The 23664-nt window shown below is 69.2% G+C and carries 24 protein-coding genes; 16 read left to right on the forward strand and 8 right to left on the reverse strand.

Annotated features, from left to right (window positions below):
- Nucleotides 1-6 precede the first annotated feature (6 nt).
- Both QRN21_RS09285 and QRN21_RS09290 read right to left on the reverse strand, forming a co-directional pair.
- Nucleotides 7-2094, reverse strand: coding sequence for an APC family permease (locus QRN21_RS09285; protein ID WP_053098550.1), 2088 nt, complete (start codon nucleotides 2092-2094; stop codon nucleotides 7-9).
- A 91-nt stretch (nucleotides 2095-2185) separates the two neighbouring features.
- On the reverse strand, nucleotides 2186-2545 hold the full coding sequence (locus QRN21_RS09290; RefSeq protein ID WP_056276387.1) for a nuclear transport factor 2 family protein: 360 nt from the start codon (nucleotides 2543-2545) through the stop codon (nucleotides 2186-2188).
- Nucleotides 2546-2653: 108 nt separating this feature from the next.
- Here QRN21_RS09290 and QRN21_RS09295 point away from each other — a divergent pair, with 108 nt between their 5' ends.
- From QRN21_RS09295 to QRN21_RS09315, 5 genes are all read left to right on the forward strand, one after another.
- A complete protein-coding gene (locus QRN21_RS09295) occupies nucleotides 2654-3352 on the forward strand; it encodes a GTP pyrophosphokinase (protein WP_053098552.1) in 699 nt (232 codons plus the stop codon).
- An 83-nt stretch (nucleotides 3353-3435) separates the two neighbouring features.
- A complete protein-coding gene (locus tag QRN21_RS09300; protein ID WP_053098553.1) occupies nucleotides 3436-3705 on the forward strand; it encodes a hypothetical protein in 270 nt (89 codons plus the stop codon).
- A gap of 84 nt (nucleotides 3706-3789) precedes the next feature.
- Entirely contained in the window at nucleotides 3790-5430 is a 1641-nt protein-coding gene (locus QRN21_RS09305) for a molybdopterin-dependent oxidoreductase (RefSeq protein ID WP_285363781.1), read from the forward strand.
- A 41-nt stretch (nucleotides 5431-5471) separates the two neighbouring features.
- Nucleotides 5472-5960 carry a MogA/MoaB family molybdenum cofactor biosynthesis protein gene (locus tag QRN21_RS09310; RefSeq protein WP_285363782.1) on the forward strand — a complete coding sequence of 163 codons (489 nt, stop codon included), beginning with the start codon at nucleotides 5472-5474 and terminating at the stop codon, nucleotides 5958-5960.
- The gene (locus tag QRN21_RS09315; RefSeq protein WP_187248956.1) at nucleotides 5957-6397 is read left to right on the forward strand and encodes a molybdenum cofactor biosynthesis protein MoaE; all 441 of its coding nucleotides are present in this window, start codon (nucleotides 5957-5959) and stop codon (nucleotides 6395-6397) included. Before QRN21_RS09310 ends, QRN21_RS09315 begins: the two co-directional genes overlap by 4 nt.
- A gap of 125 nt (nucleotides 6398-6522) precedes the next feature.
- On the opposite strand, the gene QRN21_RS09320 is transcribed toward QRN21_RS09315, so the two are convergent.
- The 4 genes from QRN21_RS09320 to QRN21_RS09335 are packed head-to-tail and all read right to left on the reverse strand — an operon-like array spanning nucleotide 6523 to nucleotide 9246.
- Nucleotides 6523-6759: a MoaD/ThiS family protein gene (locus QRN21_RS09320; protein ID WP_187248955.1), complete on the reverse strand. Its 237-nt coding sequence runs from the start codon at nucleotides 6757-6759 to the stop codon at nucleotides 6523-6525.
- A complete protein-coding gene (moaC, locus tag QRN21_RS09325) occupies nucleotides 6756-7235 on the reverse strand; it encodes a cyclic pyranopterin monophosphate synthase MoaC (RefSeq protein WP_285363785.1) in 480 nt (159 codons plus the stop codon). Before moaC ends, QRN21_RS09320 begins: the two co-directional genes overlap by 4 nt.
- Nucleotides 7232-8479 (reverse strand): molybdopterin molybdotransferase MoeA, encoded by a 1248-nt coding sequence (locus QRN21_RS09330; protein WP_285363786.1) that lies wholly within the window; start codon nucleotides 8477-8479, stop codon nucleotides 7232-7234. The genes moaC and QRN21_RS09330 overlap by 4 nt, the downstream gene beginning before the upstream one ends.
- Nucleotides 8476-9246 (reverse strand): HesA/MoeB/ThiF family protein, encoded by a 771-nt coding sequence (locus QRN21_RS09335; RefSeq protein WP_285363787.1) that lies wholly within the window; start codon nucleotides 9244-9246, stop codon nucleotides 8476-8478. The genes QRN21_RS09330 and QRN21_RS09335 overlap by 4 nt, the downstream gene beginning before the upstream one ends.
- A gap of 150 nt (nucleotides 9247-9396) precedes the next feature.
- On the opposite strand from QRN21_RS09335, the gene QRN21_RS09340 reads away from it, so the two are divergent.
- From QRN21_RS09340 to moaA, 5 genes are all read left to right on the forward strand, one after another.
- Nucleotides 9397-9789 (forward strand): TOBE domain-containing protein, encoded by a 393-nt coding sequence (locus QRN21_RS09340; protein WP_056276411.1) that lies wholly within the window; start codon nucleotides 9397-9399, stop codon nucleotides 9787-9789.
- Between the two features lies 1 nt (nucleotide 9790).
- The gene (gene modA, locus QRN21_RS09345) at nucleotides 9791-10570 is read left to right on the forward strand and encodes a molybdate ABC transporter substrate-binding protein (RefSeq protein WP_285363788.1); all 780 of its coding nucleotides are present in this window, start codon (nucleotides 9791-9793) and stop codon (nucleotides 10568-10570) included.
- A complete protein-coding gene (gene modB / locus QRN21_RS09350; RefSeq protein WP_285363789.1) occupies nucleotides 10567-11355 on the forward strand; it encodes a molybdate ABC transporter permease subunit in 789 nt (262 codons plus the stop codon). Before modA ends, modB begins: the two co-directional genes overlap by 4 nt.
- Nucleotides 11352-12413: a sulfate/molybdate ABC transporter ATP-binding protein gene (locus tag QRN21_RS09355; RefSeq protein ID WP_285363790.1), complete on the forward strand. Its 1062-nt coding sequence runs from the start codon at nucleotides 11352-11354 to the stop codon at nucleotides 12411-12413. The genes modB and QRN21_RS09355 overlap by 4 nt, the downstream gene beginning before the upstream one ends.
- Nucleotides 12414-12599: 186 nt before the next feature.
- Nucleotides 12600-13685: a GTP 3',8-cyclase MoaA gene (gene moaA, locus QRN21_RS09360; protein WP_285363791.1), complete on the forward strand. Its 1086-nt coding sequence runs from the start codon at nucleotides 12600-12602 to the stop codon at nucleotides 13683-13685.
- Between the two features lie 116 nt (nucleotides 13686-13801).
- Here moaA and QRN21_RS09365 read toward each other — a convergent pair whose 3' ends face one another.
- On the reverse strand, nucleotides 13802-15016 hold the full coding sequence (locus QRN21_RS09365) for an amidohydrolase (RefSeq protein ID WP_053098565.1): 1215 nt from the start codon (nucleotides 15014-15016) through the stop codon (nucleotides 13802-13804).
- Between the two features lie 9 nt (nucleotides 15017-15025).
- Nucleotides 15026-15673, reverse strand: coding sequence for a TetR/AcrR family transcriptional regulator (locus QRN21_RS09370; RefSeq protein ID WP_056276425.1), 648 nt, complete (start codon nucleotides 15671-15673; stop codon nucleotides 15026-15028).
- A gap of 166 nt (nucleotides 15674-15839) precedes the next feature.
- On the opposite strand from QRN21_RS09370, the gene QRN21_RS09375 reads away from it, so the two are divergent.
- From QRN21_RS09375 to QRN21_RS09400, 6 genes are all read left to right on the forward strand, one after another.
- On the forward strand, nucleotides 15840-17507 hold the full coding sequence (locus QRN21_RS09375; RefSeq protein ID WP_072590603.1) for an ABC transporter substrate-binding protein: 1668 nt from the start codon (nucleotides 15840-15842) through the stop codon (nucleotides 17505-17507).
- Nucleotides 17508-17578: 71 nt separating this feature from the next.
- Nucleotides 17579-18403, forward strand: a complete 825-nt coding sequence (locus QRN21_RS09380) for an ABC transporter ATP-binding protein (protein ID WP_053098568.1) — start codon at nucleotides 17579-17581, stop codon at nucleotides 18401-18403.
- Nucleotides 18400-19206, forward strand: a complete 807-nt coding sequence (locus QRN21_RS09385) for an ABC transporter ATP-binding protein (RefSeq protein WP_285363793.1) — start codon at nucleotides 18400-18402, stop codon at nucleotides 19204-19206. The genes QRN21_RS09380 and QRN21_RS09385 overlap by 4 nt, the downstream gene beginning before the upstream one ends.
- Nucleotides 19203-20291 carry an ABC transporter permease gene (locus QRN21_RS09390; RefSeq protein ID WP_053098570.1) on the forward strand — a complete coding sequence of 363 codons (1089 nt, stop codon included), beginning with the start codon at nucleotides 19203-19205 and terminating at the stop codon, nucleotides 20289-20291. The genes QRN21_RS09385 and QRN21_RS09390 overlap by 4 nt, the downstream gene beginning before the upstream one ends.
- Before the next feature lies 1 nt (nucleotide 20292).
- Nucleotides 20293-21417, forward strand: coding sequence for an ABC transporter permease (locus QRN21_RS09395; protein ID WP_285363795.1), 1125 nt, complete (start codon nucleotides 20293-20295; stop codon nucleotides 21415-21417).
- Nucleotides 21417-23663: an exo-beta-d-1,3/1,6-glucosidase gene (locus tag QRN21_RS09400; protein WP_285363796.1), complete on the forward strand. Its 2247-nt coding sequence runs from the start codon at nucleotides 21417-21419 to the stop codon at nucleotides 23661-23663. The genes QRN21_RS09395 and QRN21_RS09400 overlap by 1 nt, the downstream gene beginning before the upstream one ends.
- The last annotated feature ends 1 nt before the right edge of the window (nucleotide 23664 follow it).

The raw sequence follows: 23664 nt of genomic DNA on the forward strand, positions 1-23664 counted from the left end.
CCGGCGTCAGCTCTCGGGCGGACCCTCGGGCCGATGCGCGCGGCGGCCGTTCACGACGACTGGTCGCCCTGCGCGCTCCTGCCCCGGCAGCGGGCGCGAGCGTCGGCCGTAGATCAGCTCCGACGAGTCGAGCAGCCACGGCACGAGCGTGATCGAGACCCCGTGCACGAGCATCAGCTGGTTGGCCAGGCGGCGGGAGCGGCGGTTGTGCAGGAACGTCTCCCACCAGTGCCCCACGATGTACTGCGGCAGATAGACCGTGACCACGGACGAGCCGTGCTTCTCGCGGTACTGCTTGATGAACTGCGTCACCGGCTGTGCGAACGACCGGAACGGCGACTCGACGATCACCAGCGGGATCGGCACCAGGTGGTCTGCCCAGTCCTTCTGCAGCTGCGCGGCATCGTCGGATGCGACGGCGACGTGCACCGCCAGAGTCTTGCCGTGCTTGGCGGCGATCGCATAGTCGATGGCCTTGATCACGGGCTTCTGCAGGCGGTTGACGAGCACGATCGCCAGGTCGCCGGTCGCGCCGAACTTCGTCGTGTCGTCGATCGCGATCTCGTGCTCGACGTCGCGGTAGTACCGCTTCACGCCCATCATCAGGAACGCCAGCACCGGGATCGCGAAGAACACCAGGTAGGCGCCGTGCGTGAACTTCGTGATCGTCACGATCAGCAGCACCGCCACCGTCATCGCGGCGCCCACCGAGTTGATGACCAGTCCGATCTTCGCCGAGCGGCGGTCGGATGCCGAGGCGCCGTCGACGCCCGATCCGGGAGTCGTCTCGAGCGGCCCGCGCAGCACGCGGCGCCAGTGCCGGACCATGCCGATCTGCCCGAGCGAGAACGACACGAAGACGCCGATGATGTAGAGCTGGATCAGCGTGGTGAGCTTCGCCTGGAACACCACGAGCACGATGATCGCCGCGATCCCCAGCACGATCATGCCGTTCGAGAAGACGAGGCGGTCGCCGCGGGTGTTCAGCGACTTGGGGGCGTAGCCGTCACGGGCGAGCACCGAGCCGAGCAGCGGGAATCCGTTGAAGGCGGTGTTGGCCGCCAGCAGCAGCACGCAGGCGGTCGCCGCCTGGATGATGAAGAACAGGATGCTGCCGCCGCCGAACGTCGCAGACGCGATCTGCGCCATCAGGCTCGGCTGCGGGTTCGAGCAGTCGAAGCCGATCAGGTCGCACGGGTTCTCGGCGTAGTGCACGCCGGTGATCAGGGCCAGGGCGGTGAGCCCGGCGAACAGGCACGCGGCGATGGAACCCATCAGCACGAGCGTGGTCTGGGCGTTGCGGACCTTCGGGGTGCGGAAGGCGGGCACGCCGTTCGACACCGCCTCGACGCCGGTGAGGGCCGAGCATCCGCTCGAGAACGCCCGCAGGATCAGAAGGATCACCGCGGCCTGGCCGAGGTCTTCGGAGTGCACGGCGAACTCGGCGCTCGAGGCGACCGGCGCATCGCCGAGGAAGGTGCGGAACAGCCCGGTCACGATCATGAAGCCGACGGAGGCGATGAACACGTAGGTCGGGATCGCGAAGACGAGCGAGGCCTCGCGCACTCCTCGCAGGTTCACCAGGATGATGAGGATCACGAATCCGACCGCCAGCTCGACGCGCAGCGGATCGAGGCCCGGCACCGCCGAGATGATGTTGTCGACGCCGGATGCCACCGACACGGCGACCGTCAGCACGTAGTCGACCAGCAGCGCGGCCGCGACGATGACGCCGGGGATCTCGCCGAGGTTCTTCGAGGCGACCTCGTAGTCGCCGCCGCCCGAGGGGTAGGCCTTGATGAGCTGCCGGTAGCTGAGCACGACGACGATCAGCAGCACGACGACCGCGACCGCGACGAGCGGCGTGAACGACAGGAACGTCAGTCCGCCGATGAGGAGGATCATCACGAGCTCCTGCGGCGCGTAGGCGACCGAGCTCAGGGCGTCCGACGCGAAGATCGGCAACGCCATCTTCTTCGGGAGCAGCTGATCGTCGACCTGTGCGCTCGTCAGCGGGTCGCCGATGAGGATGCGCTTCACGCGAGGAGGAGCGTCGAGGTTGTCCCGGGTTTCATCTGACACGTCGGGCGACATTACGCCCGCGAACGGCTTCCTCACGCGTTCCTCACGGAATCCCTACGGGTGCCCCGGTGTCCCTAACGGAATCCTTACGCGGCCGAGGCGGTCACTCGGAATGAGGGCGCGGCATGTACCACTCGGTGAACGCGGTCGCCCGGCCCTCGGCATCCAGTCGGACGATCCAGAGATTGAGATAGTCCCTTTCAGACGGGTACTGCGTGCGCCCCTCGATCGCCACGAAGTCGTCATCCTCGCGGACGATCCACCACTCGAACGACCACGTACCCGGATCGTCGAGGTCCTCGAGCCAGCCGGCGACGATGTCGGCCCGACCGACCCGCGGCTCGGCGTCGGGGCTCGTGAGGTAGATCGCGTCTTCGCTGAAGAGCGCCGCGATCTGCTGCGGGTCGTTCGATCGCCACGCCTCGACGTACGCCTCTGTCCACTTCTCGCCTGCGGTAGCCATGTCGTCCGTTGTAGACCCGGCCTCCGACGTCGTCAAGACCGCGCCGGACCGAATTTCTCATCGGCGATGCACAGCCTGCGCCGATCACGAACGCGTAACGTCGGATGCATGACGTCCCTTCAGCTCACCGACGATGCGATCCAGCAGACTCGGGAGCTCCGCGATGAGTTCCAGCGCTTCCTGCGCGAGTACGAGTTCGGGATGCGGGAGGTGGAGACGAAGATCTCGATCCTGCGTGACGAGTTCACCCATCACCACGCGTACAACCCGATCGAGCACGTCAAGAGCCGGTTGAAGACCCCCGACAGCATCGTCGAGAAGATCGCCCGCAAGGGCATCGTCGAGCCGGACTTCGAGCGCATCCGCTCCGAGATCACCGACATCGCCGGCGTGCGCGTGACGTGCAGCTTCGTCGCCGACGTGTACCGCCTGTTCGACCTGCTCACCGCGCAGGACGACGTCACCGTGCGCACCGTCAAGGACTACATCGCCACGCCGAAGGAGAACGGCTACAAGAGCCTGCACGCGATCATCGAGGTGCCGGTGTTCCTGTCGACCGGGGCGCTCGCGGTGCCGGTCGAGGTGCAGTTCCGGACCATCGCGATGGACTTCTGGGCCAGCCTCGAGCACAAGATCTATTACAAGTTCTCGAACCAGGTGCCCTCGCACCTCGTCGACAGCCTGACCGATGCGGCCGAGGCCGCCGCCGAGCTCGACAGCCGCATGGAGCGTCTGCATCGCGAGGCGCACGGAGTGCCGCAGCGCCAGCTCGCGCCGCCGCCCCCGCCGCACGTCGTACAGGTCTGACCCGACGCTCGTCGTCTCCGGTGCGCGGCGCACGCGAGCGGCGCGGTGTTGCGCGCGGTGGCCGGCTCCGGGAGCATGGGCAGGTGGTGAAGACGCAGCAGCCCCCGGTCGCCGACCTCGAGCGCACCCTCGTCGAGCTCCCCGGTCTCGACCGAGGACGCCAGCTGTGCGAGTGCGACCACGGCGACGACGAGGCCTATGCCGCCTGCGGGCGCAAGGCCAAGTGGCGCGTCACGGTCGACTGCGTCTGCGGGGAGAACCACCCGCGTCGCGTCGAGATCCTGTGCTCCCGGTGCCTGCGCACTCTGCGCCAGCTGCAGGACCGCGACACCATCACCGCGCGGCGTCTCTGACGCACCGGCGCTCGCGACCATCCGTTCGCGCCTTCGCTCCGAACAACCGCTGACCACACCGTCGGCGGTGCGAAGGAGCAGATCATGGCACAGCGCAGCAAAGACCCACAGCGCAGCAAGGGCAGACGATTCATCCTCTGGGCAGCACTCTCGGGTGTGATCAGCGGTGCCGTCTTCCTGGCCACCGCAGAGCTGTTCGCGCTGATCTTCGCGCGCTCAGCGAGCCCGATCCTCGCGGTCGGCGGTTTCGTGATCGACATCGTGCCGCAGCCCTTCAAGGAATTCGCGATCGCGACCTTCGGCGAGTACGACAAGATCGCACTGCTGGTCGGTCTCGGTCTCGCGGTGGTGATCGCGTCGGCGATCGCCGGAATCCTTCAGCTGCTCCGTCCCCCGCTCGGCGTGATCGCCCTGGTGGTCGCGGGCGCGCTCTCCACCGCGGCGATCGTGACGAGGGCGGGAGTCACGCCCCTCGCCTTCCTCCCTCCCGTGCTCGGCACCATCGCAGGGTCGATCCTGATGGTGCTCCTGATCCGCCGTCTGAAGACGTGGAGGGCCTCGGCGGTTCCCGCCGTGATGACCGACCGCAAGGGCGAGGGTCTCGCCGCGACCGGCACCGGGACGGTGGGCCAGGATGCCGCGCAGCCGCCGAAGGATCTGGGGCGTCGGCAGTTCTTCATCCTCGCCGGGATCGCGAGCGTCTCGGCGGTCGTCGTCGGCATCGCGTCGCGCACGGTGAGCATGACGGTCGCCTCCGTGGCGTCGATCCGGGAGGCGCTGAAGCTCCCGGCGCCGAAGTCGACGGTCACGGTGCCGAAGGGCGCCGAGCTCGACATCCCGGGCCTGAGCAAGCTGTTCACCCCGAACAAGGACTTCTACCGCGTCGACACCGCGCTGACCGTGCCCACGATCGACCCCAGCACCTGGCGTCTCGTGATCGACGGCATGGTCGATCAGCGCGTCGAGATGAGCTTCCAGGACATCCTCGACATGGGGCTCGACGAGTATGCGATCACCCTCACGTGCGTCTCGAACGAGGTGGGCGGCGACCTCGTCGGCAATGCGAAGTGGCTCGGCGTCCCGCTGCGCGATGTTCTCAAGAAGGCAGGGGTGAAGTCCGGAGCCGACATGGTGCTGTCGAAGAGCGTCGACGGATACACCGCGAGCACGCCGCTGTCGGCGCTGACCGACGACAACCTCGATGCGATCCTCGCGGTGGGCATGAACGGCGAGCCGCTGCCGCTCGAGCACGGGTTCCCGGTGCGCATGGTCGTTCCCGGTCTCTACGGCTACGTCTCGGCGACGAAGTGGCTGACCGAGCTCAAGGTGACGACGTTCGACAAGGACGAGGCCTACTGGACCCCGCGTGGATACAGCGCCGAGGCGCCGATCAAGTTCGCCTCGCGCGTCGACACTCCCAAGGTCGGCGAGGCGGTCAAGGCCGGCCGCATCCCGATCGCGGGCGTCGCGTGGGCGCAGTCGGTCGGCATCGAGCGGGTCGAGGTGCGCATCGACGAGGGCGACTGGATGCCGGCGACGCTGTCGGCACCGATCAACGAGGACACCTGGGTGCAGTGGTTCATGGAGTGGGATGCCACGCCGGGCACGCACTACGTGGCCGTGCGAGCCATCAACAAGAACGGCGACCTGCAGATCGAAGAGCGGGCGCCGATCGCGCCGAACGGTTCGTCGGGGTGGCAGCGGTCGCTGATCCGCGTCGCCTGATGCCGGTGCGCGACCCCGGGTCTCGCCCTAGTGTGGGAGCCATGACGTCGCTCCCCGCCTGCGTGATCACTGTCTCGGATCGATCCTTCGCGGGTGAACGCGAAGACAGGGGAGGGCCGATCGCGGTCGGGCTGCTGCGGGATGCCGGGTGGCACTGCCCGGATGCCGAGGTCATCGCCGACGGCGCCACCTCGGTCGCTGATGCGCTGCGCCGAGCGGTGGCCCGCGGCGTGAGGCTGATCGTGACGACCGGGGGGACCGGCGTCAGTCCGCGCGATGAGACGCCGGAGGGCACCCGTCGGGTGATCACCCGCGAGGTGCCCGGCATCGCCGAGGAACTGCGCCGCAGCGGCCTCGCCGACACCCCGCTGTCCGTGCTCTCTCGTGGCGTGGCGGGCATCGTCGACCCGGCCGGATCGCTCGTGGTGAATCTTCCCGGGTCGCCCCGGGCCGTGGCATCCGGTGTTCCCGTCGTGCTCACCGTCGCCAGACACGTCGTCGACCAGGTCGAGGGCGGTGATCACTCGTGAACGAGGTGCGGATCGCAGCGATCTCGGAGGAGAAGCTCGACGTCGACGCGCATCTCGCTGCGGTGGACGACCCGGCCCTGGGTGGGGTCACGACCTTCATCGGGCGCGTGCGCGACAACGACCCCGATGCGACGACCCCGGTGGTCGGGCTCGAATACAGCTCGCACCCCGATGCGGAGCCGACGCTGCGACGCATCGCCGAGGGAGCGGCAGCGGATGCCGTCGGCGACGCCAGGGTCGTGGTCGCCGTGAGCCACCGCATCGGTCGCCTCGACGTCGGGGATGCGGCTGTGGTCATCGCGGTCGCGGCAGAGCATCGTGCTGAGGCCTTCGAGGTGTGCCGCGCGGTCATCGAGGACATCAAGACGTCGCTGCCGGTGTGGAAGCGCCAGGTCGAGTCGGACGGCTCGACCTCGTGGAAGGGCATCGGCGGCTGAGTCGAGTTGCGGCTGCTTCACGCGGCCATTCGCGCTTCTGACGGCCGTTTTCGGCATCCGCGTCCTTCTGACGCGCAGATCGCCGCACGAAGCGCACGCCCCGCGGGCATCGCTTCGCCGGCGGCCTATCCCCCGGCGAACGGGGGAAGCACGTCGATCAGCTGGGCGTCGTCGAGCGGACGGTCGTCATCGCTGCGCACGCCGTCGACCATGACCGCGCACCGCGGAAGGATGTCGGCGAGCGCCGGATGGTCGACGACGACGGCGGCGCGCAGCTGCTCGAGCGAGTGCTCGCCGCGGTCCTCGGCGTCGGTGCCCGCGGCCTCGGCGGCCGCAGCGAAATAGCGGACGCGGGTGGTCACAGCGTCTCTCCCTCGCGCACCCAGTCGCCCGAGCGCCCGCCCGACTTCGCGACGATGCGCACGTCTTCGATCACGACCGAGCGGTCGAGGCCCTTGACCATGTCGACGATCGCGAGGGCGCTCACCGAGACCGCTGTGAGGGCCTCCATCTCGACGCCGGTGCGGTCGGCGGTGCCCACGGTCGCCTCGACGTGCACGCCATCGTCGACGATGTCGAGCTCGACCGACGCGCGGTGCACGCCGATCACGTGGGCGAGGGGCAGCAGAGCGGGTGTCGACTTGGCGGCCTGGATGCCGGCGATGCGGGCGACCGCGAGCACGTCGCCCTTGGGTGCGGTGCCGTCGCGCAGGGCAGCGATGACCTCGGCGCTGCAGCGCACGAATCCGCGCGCGGTGGCGGTGCGGACCGTCGGCTGCTTGCCGGTCACATCGACCATGTGGGCGTGGCCGGCCGAATCGAGATGCGTGAAGCTCATCCGACCAGCATGACATCGATCGCATCGCCCACGGCGACGGCCTCGACCTCAGCGGGCACGACGGCGAACGCCTGGGCGCGGGCGAGTCCGCCGGCCAGGTGCGATCCCGAGCCGCCCGAGGTCGCCGGGCGCACGGTCCTGTTCACGAGGTCGACGACGGCGGGCAGGTACTGACGGCGTCCCGGCGGGGTGGTCCACGCGGCATCCGCGGTGAAGGATGCGCGCGGGCGGTGGATCTCGGAGCGACCCTGCAGCGCCAGCAGCGCGGGGCGCACGAACACCTCGAACGACACCGCCACGCTCACGGGGTTTCCGGGAAGACCGAACACCAGAGTGCCGGCATCGAGCACGCCGAACGCCTGCGGCTTGCCCGGCTGCATCGCGACGCTCGCGAACTCGACCTCGCCCTGTCCGTCGAACGCGCCGCGCACGGGTTCGTATGCACCGGCGCTCACGCCGCCGGTGAACACGATCACGTCAGCGCCGCGTTCTACGGCGGTCGCCGTGACGGCGCGCACGGCATCGGCGTCATCCGCGACGCGGGCGACGAGCACGACCTCGGCGTCGGCATCGGCGACGAGGAGCTCGAGCAGCGGACCGTTGGAATCGGGGATGCGGCCGCGCGCTGCGGGCTCGCCCGGCTCGAGCAGCTCACTGCCGGTGGATACGACGGCCACCCGGGGTGCGCGTGTCACCGTCACGCTCTCGACCCCGGCGGCGACGGCAGCGGACAGCTGGAACGCTCCGAGGCGCTCGCCGGCGAGCACCACTGCGTCACCGGCGCGCAGGTCGGCGCCGCGACGGCGGATGAACGCTCCTGCGGTCGACGGTGCGCGCAGCACCCGCACCTCGCCCAGCGAATCGGCGAGACCGCCGACGGTGTCCTCGAAAGGCACGATCGCGTCCGCCGCCGTCGGGGCGGGTGAGCCGGTCATGATGCGTGCCGCCTCGCCGACTCCGAGTGCCGGGTCGTCCGACACCCCGGCGGGCAGATCTGCGACGACGCGGAGCACGACAGGGTTCTCGTCGGATGCCGAGGCGACATCCGCTGCCCGCACGGCGAAGCCGTCCATCGCGGAGTTGTCGAAGAGCGGGATGTCGTGCGCCGCCGTCGCAGGCTCTGCGAGCGTGCGCTGGGCCGCGTCCCGGATCGCCCGTGCCTCGGCGGGCAGTGCGCGTACGGCATCCAGCACCCGCGCGAGCTGATCCTCGACGGATCGGCGGCCGCCGCCCGCGGCGCTCATGCCGACACCGCCGAACGGATGGCGATCTCGTGCTGTCTCGAGGTGAGGGAGTCGATCATCGCGAGCCGGCCGAGCAGCGGCTCGCCCGCCCCGGTGATGAGCTTCACGACCTCGCCCGCCAGCATCCCGCCCACCTGCACGCACAGGGCCCCGAGCACGCCGACCTGCGCGCAGCTGGGCGGCTCGCCCTCGGTGCCGAGCGGGAAGAGATCGGTGAGCACCACGGGCGTGTGGCCTTCGGGGGGATTCGACCAGAACACGGTGGCCTGCGCGTGCCACTCCTGCACGGCACCCCACACGAGCGGGATGCCGAGGCTCTCGGTCGCAGCGGCGACGTCGCGGCGGGTCGCGAAGGAGTCGCTCGTGTCGACCACGATGTCGGCCCCGGCGAACAGGCGCTCGGCGTTCTCGGAGTCGAGTCGCTCGGAGGCCGTCACGACCTCCGCCCCCGGTGACAGTGCGCTGATCGCGCGCGCCGCCGAAACGGTCTTGGGGCGGCCGATGTCCTCGACACGGTGAGCGAGCTGGCGCTGCAGATTGGTCAGCTCCACGATGTCGTCGTCGATCACCGTGATGCTGCCGATTCCTGCCGCGGCCAGTGCGAGGAGCACGGGGGAGCCGATGCCGCCGGCGCCCACCACGGTGACGTGTGCCGCGGCGAGACGGCGCTGCCCCTCCTCTCCGATGCCCGTGAGCACCGCATGCCTGGCGGTGCGGACGAGTTCGGCCGGGTCGAGGGCGGGCGCGGGAGCGACGAGCGGCTGCATGGCACCAGGCTATGCCCGGGGTGCGCGATTGCGGCGGGGGCGAGGGGATTCGTCCGGAGTTCGCAGCGAACGGATGCCGATCGAGCGTGTTGCTTCCGCGAATGCGGTGATTTTTGGTTTCAGAATCCGCGTCTGCGGTAGTGTCCACCCATGCAGAGCTTTCGGATCGCCCGCGCAGCACAGCTGCTCGGAGTGAGCGATGACACGGTGCGGCGCTGGATCGATCAGGGCCTGCTGCCGACGACGGATGCCGTCCCGGCCGAGATCCCCGGTGACGCTCTCGCCGCCCGCGCTGTGGAGCTCGCCGAGGAGGCGCAGGCGTCGGATCATGCTCTCTCGAGCGCCCGCAACCGCTTCGTCGGCATCGTGACGCGCGTGCAGATCGACGGAGTCATGGCACAGGTCGACCTGCAGTCCGGACCCCACCGCGTCGTCTCGCTCATGTCGGCCGAGGCCGCCCGCGAGCTGAACCTGGAGGTCGGCTCGCTCGCCACCGCATCCGTCAAGGCGACCAACGTCGTCGTCGAAGTGCCGAAGGGCTGACATGAATCGCGCCCTGCGTCGCACCGTCGCGGTCGTCCTGGCCGCCGCCGCTCTCGCCCTCACAGGGTGCACCGCCGAAGCCCCGGCCCCTGCCAGCTCGGGAGATGCACCGGAGAGTGCCGTCAGCGGCGAGCTCACGGTGTACGCCGCCGCGTCGCTGTCGGGCGCCTTCGACGAGATCGGTGCGGCCTTCACCGACGAGAACCCCGATGTGACGTTCAGCGGCGTCTACGACGGATCGTCGACGCTGGTCACCCAGCTGCTCGAGGGCGCTCCGGCCGACGTCTTCGCCTCGGCCGACGAGGCGAACATGGACAAGCTCGAGGATGCCGCGGTCGACCCGACCCTGTTCGCCTCCAACACGCTCGTGATCGCCGTTCCCTCGGGCAATCCGGGTCGCGTCGAGACCCTCGCCGATCTGGCCGACGTCACCACCGTGCTGTGCGCCCCCGAGGTGCCGTGCGGCGCCGCCTCGGCGACGCTGCTCTCGAACGCCGGCGTCGTGGTCGATGCCGCGAGCCTCGAGCAGAACGTCACCGCGGTGCTCACCAAGGTCGCAGCCGGTGAGGCGGATGCGGGCCTCGTCTACGCCACCGACGTCGTCGGTCGTGACGATGTCGAGGTGATCGTGCCCGACGGTGCCGACGACGTCGTCAACCACTATCCGATCGCCACGCTGTCGGAGGCATCGAACTCTGCGGCCGCCGACGCGTTCGTCGCGTTCGTGCTGTCGGATGATGGCCAGAGCATCCTGGCCGACTTCGGCTTCGGAGCGCCGTGACTGCGGCCGCTTCACACGGATACGCGCCGCGAGCCCTGGCCATCCCGGCCCTGATCGGTCTCGCGTTCCTCATCCTCCCGCTCGCGGCGCTCGTCGCCCGTGTCGAGTGGTCGACCTTCATCGCCGACGTGACGTCGGAGGCCGCGCGCTCGGCTCTGCTCCTGTCGCTCGGCACCGGCCTCGTCGCCACTCTTCTGTGCATCGTGATCGGTGTGCCGCTGGCGTTGACGATCGCCCGCTCCGGGCCCCGCCTGGCCGCCGTGCTGCGGGCGGCTGTCACGGTGCCGCTCGTGCTGCCGCCGATGGTCGGCGGTGTCGCCCTGCTCTACCTGTTCGGGCGGGCGGGGTGGTTCGGCGGTCTCGGGATCTCCTTCAGTACGCCGGCCGTCGTGCTCGCGCAGACCTTTGTGGCGCTGCCGTTCCTCGTGCTGGCGGTCGAAGGGGCTGTGCGCACCTCCGGCGTCGAGTACGAGCGGACCGCCGCCGCGCTCGGAGCCGGCCGCTGGACGATCCTGCGCCGCATCACGCTGCCGCTCGCGGCGCCCGGGATCGTCTCGGGCGTGGTGCTGTGCTTCGCCCGGGCCATCGGCGAGTTCGGCGCGACGGCACTCTTCGCGGGCAACCGACCCGGCGTCACGCAGACCATGCCCCTGGCGATCTACACGGCCTTCAACGGCGCAGGCGTCACCCAGGGGGCCGCGGTCGCCCTCGCGCTGCTGCTGCTCGCCACGGCGATCCTCGTGCTGCTGCTCGTGCGCGGCTGGCGGCCGGGGGCGGCGCGATGAGCGCGCCTGCTGTCGCCGGGCTGCGCGCCCGCGTAGTCGTGCCGCGAGAGCACTTCACCGTCGATGTCTCGCTGCAGGTGGAGACCGGCGAGACGGTCGCCGTGATGGGACCCAGCGGAGCGGGCAAGTCGACGCTGCTGCAGGCGCTCGCCGGACTCGAGCCACTGGGCGGGGGCGAGATCGCCGTCGAGGGCCGGGTCGTCGACCGGGTCGCGAAGCCTCGGATGAGGACCGAGCCGATGCGCCGCGGGGTCGTGCTGCTCGGGCAGAAGCCCCGGCTGTTCCCGCATCTGTCGGCGCGCGAGAACGTGGCGTTCGGGCCCCGTGCCGCGGGCACTGACGCACGCGCGGCGCGGGCGGGGGCCGACGATTGGCTCGCACGGGTCGGACTCCCCGGCTCCGGAGAGCGGATGCCGCACGAGCTGTCGGGCGGCGAGCAGCAACGGGTCGCGGTCGCTCGCGCGCTCGCCGCATCCCCTCGCGTCGTACTGCTCGACGAGCCACTCGTCGCGCTCGACCCCGAGACGGCCGGTGACATCCGGCGGATGCTGCGCGACCAGCTCGCCTCGACCACGACCGTCGCGGTCACGCACGATGCCGCGGATGCCGTCGCGCTCGCCGACCGGCTGATCGTCGTCGAGGCGGGCCGCGTCACCCAGTCGGGGCCGGTGCGCGAGGTTCTCGCCGCCCCGGCATCCGGTTTCGTCGCGTCGATCGCCGGAGTCAATCGCCTGGTCGGTGTCGCACGCGGGGGATCGTGGAGCTGCGGCGACGCGCGGTTGACCAGCGCCCATCCTGCATCGCGTGCTCTCGCAGCGACCGACGGCGTTGCGCTCGCCGCGGTCTTCCGCCCGGGCGACGTGCGGGTCGCCGAGGCCGGCCCGGAGTCGTGGCCGGCTGCGGTGACGCGCATCGAGCCCACGCTGGGAGGCGTGCGCGTGCACACCGATGCAGGCGCGATCGACCTGTCGCTGGATGCTGCCGGAGGCGTGGCGGTCGGCGATCGGATTCGGCTGCTGGTGGACCCGGCGCTGGTGCGGTTCGTCGCAGTTCCGTGAGCTGCAGCCGTGCGCTGAGCTCGCCCGATGACTGGTGAACTCCCGGCTGAATCTCCAGCCAGGTGGCCTGGGCGAGCGCCGCGCGTCCCGAGAGGACCTGGCAATATGCCGGTCGTCGCGCCCGCATGGGCCGCGCGACGCGGGGCGCGGGTAGTCTCGGAACATGTCGGGGAGAGGGAAACTGCGATGACGGCCGTGCCGGTCGTGATCGGTGTGCGCTCGCCGCATCCCGTGGTCGCCACAGACCCCGCGCCCGCGTCGCAGGGACTCGTCGACACCCACGGTCGCGTGCACCGCGACCTGCGCATCTCGCTGACCGACCGCTGCTCGCTGCGCTGCACCTACTGCATGCCCGAGCAGGGAAACGAATGGCTCGCGCGCACCAGCATCCTGTCGACCGACGAGATCGTCGAAGTGGCGCAGGTCGCCGCATCGCTCGGCATCCGCACCTTCCGGCTCACCGGCGGTGAGCCGCTGCTGCGTGCCGACATCGTCGACGTCGTGCGACGTGTCTCGGCGATCGAGGGGGACGAAGGCCCTGTCGAGGTCGCCATGACGACGAACGGCATCACGCTCGCGAAGCACCTGCCCGACCTGATCGACGCCGGCCTCACGCGACTGAACATCAGCATCGACACGGTCGATCGTCAGCGCTTCGCCGACCTCACGCGTCGAGACCGCATCGACGACGTATTCGAGGGCATCGCGGCAGCGGCGGCATCCGAACTGCGCCCGCTCAAACTCAACACGGTCGCGATGCGCGGCGTGAACGACGACGAGCTGCCCGACCTGGTCGCGTTCGCGATGGAGGTCGGTGCGCAGCTGCGCTTCATCGAGCAGATGCCGCTCGACGCCGGGCACACCTGGGATCGCGCCTCGATGGTCACGCGCGAGGAGATCCTCGAGAAGCTCAGCGCGCGGTGGGAGCTGGAGCCGGTTCCCGGCCGCGGCGGTGCGCCGGCGGAGAAGTGGCGCATCGACGGCGGACCGCACGAGGTCGGCGTCATCGCCTCGGTCACCGCACCCTTCTGCGGCGCGTGCGACCGGCTGCGTCTGACGGCAGACGGACAACTGCGCAACTGCCTGTTCTCGAATGCCGAGTACGACCTGATCGGCGTGCTGCGGCCGGACGCGCAGGCTGCTCCCGCTCAGCGAGCCGATGCGATCGGCGCCATGCTGCGTTCGTGCGTGCACGGCAAGCTGCCGGGGCACGCGATCAACGACCCGTCATTCCTGCAGCCCGCCCGTGGCATGAACGCCATCGGCGGCTGAGTCAGCCCCGCTTCGCGTTCACAATTCAGCAGAGAACGTGCGTTCCGCGCGTCCAGAGTGCGTATTAGGCGCAGTTCCGGCTGTTCATGCTGAATTGTGAACGGCGAGAACGCGCGTCAGTCGAGGAACTCCCGCGCGGCGGCCGACAGTGCGGTGACGCCGACCTCGATCGTCGGGTGGATCTCGGGCGCGAAGAACGGCGAGTGGTTGGTCGGGATGTCCTTGTCGAGCGTGCCGGCGGCGGCGGATGCCGCGAACTTCGCCGCATCGATGCCGCCCCAGAACCAGAAGACCAGCGGCGCGCCGGTGTCGCGGGCGAACCACGACACGTCCTCGCTGCCGGTGAACATCCCGGGGTCGACGACCGACGCCTCGCCGAGCGCGCGCTGCAGGGCGGAGGTGACGCGCGCGGTGGCATCGGCGTCGTTGATCGTCGGCGGCAGGGTGTGGTCGGTGCGGATCTCGGGCTCGCGCTCGGCTCCGGATGCCGCCGCCTCGGCCCGCACGATGCGCTCGACGCTCGCGAGCACCTTGTCGCGCATCTCGTCGTTCGGATAGCGCAGGCTGAGCTCGAGCTTGGCCTCGGCCGGGATGATGTTGTTCTTGAGGCCCGCATGGATCGAGCCGACCGTCACCACTGCGACATCGCGCGGGTCGACCTCGCGCGATGCGATGGTCTGCAGCCGCATGACGGTCGCCGCGGCCATGACGACCGGGTCGATCGTGGAGTGCGGGCGTGAGCCGTGTCCGCCGCGTCCGTGCAGCACGACGGTGAGTCCGTCGGATGCCGCCATCTGCGTGCCGGGGCGCACGCCGATGGTTCCGGCGGGCAGGGGAGTGACGTGCTGGCCGAGCACGACGTCGGGGTGCGGCACGAGATCGCGCAGTCCGGCGTCGAGCATGGCACGGGATCCGGCGCCGTACTCCTCGGCGGGCTGGATGAGCACGACCACGGTTCCCGACCAGTCGGCCTTCTCGGCGACGAGCTTCTCGACGGCGCCGATCATCGCCGTGACGTGCATGTCGTGGCCGCAGGCGTGCATGACGGGCACGGTGTTGCCGGCCGGATCGATGCCGGTCGCGGTGCTCGCGTACGCCAGCCCGGTCTCCTCGCCGACGGGCAGCGCGTCCATGTCGGCGCGCGCCCACACGACCGGGCCGTCGCCGTTGCGCAGGATGCCGACCACGCCGGTGACGCCGATTCCCTCGTGCACCTCGAGGCCGAGATCCCGCAGGTGGCCCGCGGCGATGCCGGCGGTGCGCGTCTCCTGGAACGAGAGCTCGGGATGCTGGTGCAGGTCGGTGTAGAGCGCTTCGAGGTCGATCGTCATGGCCCGAGCCTAGTCGCGGCGGTACGACTCCAGTGCCGGTCCTGGATGCAGTACGCCGTTGACGATCGACCGGATCGCGAACTCGCTCGCCTCGCCGAGGTCGAACACGTCGCGATGCAGCAGCCATTGCAGCTGCAAGCCGTCCATCACGGCGAGGATGCTGGCGGCGGCCGTCGTGATCGTCGAGGGCTCGGTCACTCCCTCCTGCGCGCACAGGGCGTGGAAGGCCTCCGTCACCTCGCGTCGCAGCGTCGTGTATCGCTCTTCGAAGTACTCGCGGCCGGGGTGGTTGTCGGTCACGGACTCCGATGAGAGCACGGTGTACGCCTGAACGATCCCGGGGCGCCGCTCGTTGGCGATGGCGGTGCGCACGAGGTGCAGGAAGAGCTCGGGTCCGCCGGGGATGTGCTTCTCGGCGAGCTCGGCGACGTCGGCCTGGTCGCGGTAGGCGAGCACCTCGAGCAGCAGCTTCTGCTTCGACCCGAAATGGTGCAGCACGCCGGCGTGGGTGATGCCCACCTGCTCGGCGACATCGGCGAGGGTGCCGTTGGTCGATCCTTTGTTGCCGAAGATCTCGACGGCGGCTTTGAGGATCTGCTCGCGCTTCTCGCGGGTGGCAGGCCGGACGGACGTGTGGGCGACAGCATCCTTCGACATGGTCCATCCTCTTCTGCACGGAATCCTGCACTGGATCGTACTTGCCAACTCTACTTACCAACGAGTAACCTCGCACCAGCTTACTTTCTCGCCAGTAAGCGAATGCAGTCGGATGCCCGGGCACCGACAGCCACACAGCACAACGACCCGTGCCCAAGGAGAAGCAATGAAGCTCAGAAAGTCCATGATCGCCGTCGCGGCGATCTCCGCCCTCGGCGTCTCGGCCCTCGCCGGCTGCGCAGCCGGCGGATCGAACGACGGTGACGCCGGATCAGGCGGCGCAGCACTGACGATCGCCAAGCCCGACGGCGCGATCACCACCGAGTCGAACAACCCCTACGTCGGCGACTCGTCGGCGTCGAAGTACGGCTACGGCAAGGTCATCTTCGAGACCCTCGGTCTCGTCAACCAGACCGGCGACCGCGAGGTCACCCCCTGGCTCGCCGAGAGCATCGAGTGGAACGACGACTACACGGCCCTCACCGTCGTGCCCCGCAAGGACGTCACCTGGAGCGACGGCGAGCCGTTCACCGCCGACGACATCGTCTTCACCTACGAGCTCGTGTCGACCCCCGAGCTCGACACCGCCGGCCTCAAGTTCGAGGGGGCGACCGTCGAGGGCGACGCCGTCACCCTGAACTTCGGCGAATCGAAGTACGTGAACCAGGCGCGCGTCCTGCACGTGCCGATCGTGCCGAAGCACATCTGGGAGAACCTCGACGAGCCGGCCACCGACCCCGTCAAGGGCGACGACCTGGTCGGCACCGGCCCCTACGCCCTGTCGAACTGGTCGACCGAGTCGGTCACGCTCGAGGCCCGCGACGACTACTGGGGCGGCGATCTCGCGGTTCCCGAGCTGCACTACGTCTCGTACGGCGACAACACCGCTCTGACGACGGCTCTCGCGCAGGGCGAGGCCGACTGGGCGCAGGCGTTCATCCCGCAGATCCAGGAGCAGTTCCTCGACGCCGACCCCGAGCACAACAAGTTCTTCGTCGCGCCGACCACGGGTTCGGCGACGCTGTTCATGAACCTGCAGCAGAAGCCGTTCGACGATGTGGCGTTCCGCCAGGCGCTCGCCTGGGTCATCGACCGCGACGCCTACGTCGACATCGCCCGTGAGGGCGCGAGCGAGCCGGTCTGGTCGGTGACCGGTCTGTCGTCGATCCTCGAGGACGAGATCCAGCCCGAGTTCCAGGGCGAGGAGTACTCGGTCGACGCCGAGAAGGCGCGCGACCTGCTCGAGAGCGCCGGATACACGTGGAAGGACGACGCGCTGATCGACCCCGACGGCACGCCCGTCTCGTTCACGCTCTCGGTGCCCTCGGGCTGGAGCGACTGGAACACCGCGCAGGAGCTCATCGCCGAAGACGTCACCGAGGCCATCGGTGCCGAGGTCAAGATCGACATGCCCGACTGGGGCGGCTGGGCGGGCCCCCGCGACGACGGCTCGTTCTCGGCCATCATCCACTGGCTGGAAGACAGCGGCACGGCATACGGCCTCTACACGTCGACGATGGACCCGCGCTGGATCTCGCCCGAGGGCATCGCCGGGTTCAACTTCGGACGCTTCGAAGACCCCGCGGCAACCGAGGCACTCAACACCTACGCGAACGCGTCGTCCGATGAGGAGCGCACTGCGGCGATCACCACGCTCGAGCAGATCTTCGTCGAGCAGGTCCCGGCGATCCCGCTGGGCGCGCACCCGCTTCTCGGCGAGTACAACACCCGCAACTACGTCGGGTGGCCCTCGGAGGACGACCCGTACGCCTCGGGCGACCCGACGCAGCAGAACATCGTGCAGATCCTCACGAAGCTGAAGCCGGCCGAGTAAGCAGTCCCGGAGGGGCGGATGCAGCAGCATCCGCCCCTCCCACCGACCTCCCGACCGACGAAGGACCCCTCATGTCAGAACCACTGCTCAGCGTGCGCGACTTCTCGGTCGTGTACGACGTCGACCCTCCCGTCGAGGCGGTGAAGAACGTCACGCTCGAACTGCAGAGAGGCGAGATCCTCGGTCTCGCCGGCGAGAGCGGATGCGGCAAGACCACGCTCGCCTACGGCGTGCAGCGACTGCTCCGGGCCCCTGCGGTGATCGCGGGCGGCAGCGTGACCTTCCACGATGCATCGGGTGTCGACGTCGACATCAACGCGCTCGACGTCGAGGCGATGCAGAAGTTCCGCTGGGACAAGGTCTCGATGGTGTTCCAGGGTGCGATGAACGCACTGAACCCGGTGGCGACGATCGGCTCGCAGCTCGAGGACGTGTTCGAGATCCATCGTCCCGACATGACGCGACGGCAGCGCAGGGCCGAGGCCGAGGAGCTGCTCGAGATCGTCAAGGTCGGGCGTCAGCGCACCCGGTCGTTCCCGCACGAGCTCTCCGGCGGCATGCGCCAGCGTGTCATGATCGCGATGGCCCTGGCGCTGCGCCCGCAGCTGATGGTCATGGACGAGCCGACCACGGCGCTCGACGTGCTCGTGCAGCGGGAGATCCTCAAGCAGATCTCGCAGCTGCGGCACGAGTTCGGCTTCTCGGTGATCTTCATCACCCACGACCTTCCGCTGCTGCTCGAGATCAGCGACCGCATCGCCATCATGCGCGAGGGCGAGATCGTCGAGCTGGCCTCCGCCGAGCAGATCTGGACCGACCCGCAGAACGACTACACGAAGACCCTGCTGTCGTCGTTCCCCCGACTCACCGGTGCGAGAGGAGTGCTGACCCGATGACCACTCTCGAGTTCGCCCACGTCAGCAAGATCTACAACGTCCGCGGAGCCGGCCAGCTCAAGGCGCTCGACGACATCAGCTTCACCCTGAACTCCGGCCAGACCATCGGTCTCGTCGGCCAGTCGGGCAGCGGCAAGTCGACCATCGCGAAGATCCTCACCCAGCTCGAGACGCCCACGTCCGGCGAGGTGCGGCTCGACGGCACACCCATCCCGCGGCGCGGCAGGGGACTGCGGAAGTACCGCCAGCAGCTGCGGATGGTGTTCCAGGACCCGTTCGCTTCGCTCAACCCGTACCACTCGATCCGCTATCACCTCGAGCGCCCGATCCGTCTCGACGACGTCGTCCCCAAGAAGGACACCGAGGCCGAGGTGCGCCGACTGCTCGAGCGCGTGCGCCTCGACGCGGATGCCGTGATCGACCGCCGCCCTCATGAGCTGTCGGGCGGCCAGCGTCAGCGCGTCGCCATCGCCCGTGCGCTCGCCTCGCGGCCGTCGCTGCTCGTCGCCGATGAGCCGGTGTCGATGCTCGACGTGTCGATCCGTCTCGGAGTGCTGAACCTGCTCGCCGATCTGCAGCGCGAGGAGGGCCTCGGCGTGCTGTACATCACCCACGATCTCGCCACCGCCCGTCATTTCAGCGACAAGATCATGGTGCTGAACCAGGGTCGGGTCGTCGAGTACGGCGACGCCGACGACGTGATCCTCACCCCGCAGGACCCCTACACGCGCGAGCTGCGGGCGGCGTCGCCCGACCCCGACAAGCACTTCGCGACGACAGGCTCGCACGGAGGTGCACTGTGACCACCGCATCCCCCGATCTGGGTCAGATCGACCAGGAGAACCGCGACGCGCTCGAGGTCGGCACCACCGCGACCGTCGCGCAGAAGGGGCGAGCCGTCGTGCCCTGGCGGTTCTTCGCCGGTCGGGCCGGCTTCTACCTGTTCACGCTGTGGGCGGCCATCACGATCAACTTCTTCCTCCCGCGGTTCATGAAGGGCGACGCGGTCAGCTCGTACCTCGCGCGCAATCGCAACATCAGTCCCGAGGCGGCGGACTCGCTGCGGGCGCTGCTCGGCATCGACACCGACAAGTCGATGTGGCAGCAGTACATCGAGTACTGGGCGATGCTGTTCCGCGGCGACCTCGGCATCTCGACACTGCACGGCCTGCGTCCGGTGAGCGAGGTGCTGGCATCCGCTCTCCCGTGGACGCTCGGCCTCGTCGGTCTCGCCACGATCATCTCGTTCGCGCTCGGCACGGTCGGCGGCGCGATCGTCGGCTGGAAGCGCGGCAGCAGGCTCGACGCCCTCATCCCGATCACGACGTTCTTCAACACGATCCCGTACTTCTGGCTCGGTCTCATCGCGATCGCGATCTTCTCGTCGACCCTCAAGTGGTTCCCGTCGTCACACGCGTACGACAAGGGGCAGTCACCCGAATGGAGCCTCGACTTCATCGGCCAGGTCATCGTGCACGGCACCCTGCCGGCGGTCACGATCATCATCGCCTCGCTCGGCGGATGGATGTTGGGCATGCGCAACATGATGCTCACGGTGCTCGACGAGGACTACATCACCGTCGCCCAGGCCAAGGGCATGCCGAACAGGCGGGTGCTGTGGGCGTATGCCGCTCGCAACGCGGTGCTGCCGCAGATCCAGAGCTTCGCCCTCTCGATCGGGTTCATCGTCGGCGGCACGATCGTCATGGAGATGGTCTTCAGTTACCCGGGCGTCGGCAAGCTGCTGCTCGACGCCACGAACGCGAAGGACTTCGCCCTCATGCAGGGCGTGTTCCTCGTGATCACGCTGTCGGTGCTGGTCGCCAACATCCTGGCGGACATCGTCTACGCATACCTCGACCCGCGCACGCGCCAGACGGAGGCCTGACATGAGCGTTCCCACCTCGACCGACACGACCGCGCCCGACGGCAGCACGATCCCCACCGGGATGCCGGAGACTGCCACGTTCCGCACGGCCCACGGCGACCAGCCGACCCGCAAGACGTTCTGGTCGCAGCTCGCGCACTCGTTCGCGATGTTCCGCAACCCGAAGTCGATCGCCGGCCTGATCATCCTCGGGGTGTTCGTGCTGATCGCGATCTTCGCCCCGCTTCTCGCGCCCTACGGGGCCACGCAGAAGGACCGCACGGCTCTGCGTCAGCCGCCCTCGTTCGACCACTGGCTCGGCACCACCCACATGGGCGAAGACGTGCTCAGCCAGCTCATCTTCGGCACGCGCGGTGTCGTCGTGGTCGGATTCCTGTCGGCGATCATCGCCACCGTCATCGCGATCACGATCGGCGTCATCGCCGGGTACGTGCGCGGGTGGAAGAGCGAGTCGCTGTCGGCGCTCACGAACGTCTTCCTGGTGATCCCCGGCATCCCGCTGATCATCATCGTGGCGTCGCAGTTCGAGAACCCGCCGCTGATCGTGATCGCCGCGGTGCTCGGTCTCACGGGCTGGGCATGGGGCGCGCGCGTGCTGCGCGCGCAGACCATGTCGCTGCGCAACCGCGACTTCATCCAGGCCGCGCGTGCCAACGGCGAGCCGCTGCACCGCATCATCACGGTCGAGATGCTGCCGAACCTCATGGCGCTGATCGCGTCGAGCTTCGTCGGCACCGTCACCGCCGCCATCCTCGGTCTGACGACCCTCGCCTTCATCGGGGTGATCCCGGTGAGCAACCTCAACTGGGGCACCATCCTGTTCTGGGCGCAGCAGAACGGCGCCTTCCCGAGGCTGTGGTGGTGGTACGTGCCCGCAGGACTCTGCATCGCGATCATCGGCGTCGCCCTGTCGCTCATCAACTTCGGCATCGACGAGTACGTCAACCCGAGGCTGCGGTCGGCCGGTGAACGTGCCCGCGCGATGAAGAAGAAGGGGCTCGACGTGAACGATCCGGTGACGGCGGTGCGCAGCGCGCCGACGACCGACTCGGGTACCGTGCAGAGCGCGGCGACAGCGACGACGACCCATACGAAGACCGACAAGAAGACACAGAACGCCGAGTGATGACCTCTCAGACCCTGACCGAATCCCTGCCCTACCTCGACCCAGAACTGCCGATCGCCGCGCGCGTCGCCGACCTCCTCGACCGCATGACGGTCGAGGAGAAGATCGGGCAGATGCTGCAGCTCGACGCTCGCGACGACCTCGACGATCACGTGCTGGGCAAGCACGTCGGCTCGATCCTGCACACCTCGCCCGAGCGCATCATCCGGGCGAACGAGCTGACCGCCCAGACGCGACTGCGCATCCCGCTGCTCGTCGCCGAGGACTGCATCCACGGCCACTCCTTCTGGCCGGGAGCGACGATCTATCCGACGCAGCTCGGCATGGCCGCCACGTGGGACGCCGAGCTGGTCGAGAAGGTGGCGAGGGCCACCGCGGTCGAGGTCGCGGCGACCGGCATCCACTGGACCTTCTCGCCGGTGCTCTGCATCGCGCGCGACCTGCGCTGGGGCCGCATCGACGAGACGTTCGGCGAAGACCCGTTCCTCATCGGCGAGCTCGCCTCCGCCATGGTGCGCGGATACCAGGGCGAGGGCCTCGACGACCCCACCGCGATCCTCGCGACGGCGAAGCACTTCGCCGGCTACTCCGAGACGCAGGGCGGGCGCGACGCCAGCGAGGCCGACATCTCGCGACGCAAGCTGCGGTCGTGGTTCCTGCCGCCGTTCGAGCGGGTGGCCCGTGAAGGATGCCGCACGTTCATGCTCGGCTACCAGACCACCGACGGGGTGCCGATCACGGTGAACGACTGGCTGCTCAGCGATGTGCTGCGCGGTGAGTGGGGCTACACCGGCACGCTGATAACCGACTGGGACAACGTCGGACGCATGGTCTGGGAGCAGCATGTGCAGCCCGACTACGCGCACGCCTCGGCCGCGGCGGTGAGCGCGGGCAACGACATGGTGATGAACACTCCGGGCTTCTTCGCCGGAGCTCTCGAGGCGGTGTCGAACGGCCTGCTCGCGGAGGACGCCTTCGATGACGCCGTGGCGCGCATCCTCACGCTCAAGTTCGAGCTGGGGCTGTTCGAAGACCCGCGACTTCCGCAGGCGGACCTGGATGCCGTGGTCGGCAGCGCCGCCCACGCCGAGCTCAACCTCGAGACGGCCCGCCGTTCGATCGTGCTGCTCGAGAACGACGGCGTGCTGCCGCTCGACGCGTCGGCGCCGCTGACGGTCGCGGTCGTCGGGCCCCTCGCTGACGACGCCCAGACGCAGCTCGGCGACTGGGCGGGCGGATCGGGTCAGGCCGGATGGCTCGACGGACAGCCGCGCGAGATGATCACCACCGTGCTCGACGGTCTCGCCGGTATCGACGGATGGTCGGTGACGCACACGCGCGGCGCCGAGATCCTCACGCTCGACGACGATCCGCGGGGCACGAAGTTCCCCGACGGGCAGCCCCGGCCCTCGGTCGTCGTCCCGAGCGCACCCGACGACACGATGATCGCCGAGGCCGTCGCTGCGGCCGAGGCGTCCGATGTCGTGGTCGCCGTCGTCGGCGACCGTATCGAGCTCGTGGGCGAGGGCCGCTCGACGGCGACGCTCGAGCTGATCGGCGGACAGAACGCGCTGCTCGACGCGCTCATCGCGACGGGGAAGCCCGTCGTCGTGGTGCTCCTGGCCTCGAAGCCGCTCGTGCTGCCGGCATCCGCATCGAAGGCCGCCGCCGTGATCTGGGCGGCGAACCCCGGCATGCAGGGCGGCCGCGCGCTCGCCGAGATCATCTCGGGTGCGGTCGAGCCGTCGGGGCGCCTGCCGATCTCGTTCGCGCGCCACGTCGGGCAGCAGCCGACGTACTACAACCAGATCCGCGGCCAGCACGGCGACCGTTACGCGGACCTCACGCAGTCTCCCGCGTGGGCGTTCGGCGAGGGGCTGTCGTACTCGACGGTCTCGTACGGCGAGCTCTCGCTCGACACCGACCGGCTCGGTCTCGCCGACACGATCGTCGCCGAGGTGACGGTGACGAACACCGGTGCGCGCCCGGTGCGCGAGACGGTGCAGGTCTACGTCCGCGACTCCGTCACGAGCGTGAGCTGGGCCGACAAGGAGCTCAAGACCTACCGCCAGGTCGACGTCGCGCCCGGAGAGTCGGCGCGCGTGCGGCTCGAGGTGCCGGTCACCGAGTGCTCGATCGTGGATGCGGCCGGCAACCGTCGCGTCGAATCCGGCGCGTTCGAACTGCTGGTCGGTCCGAGCTCGCGCGAAGAAGCCCTGCGGAGCGCTGCGTTCACCGTGGCATGAG

This window comes from Microbacterium sp. LMC-P-041, assembly GCF_030209555.1.
Taxonomy (GTDB): Bacteria; Actinomycetota; Actinomycetes; order Actinomycetales; family Microbacteriaceae; genus Microbacterium.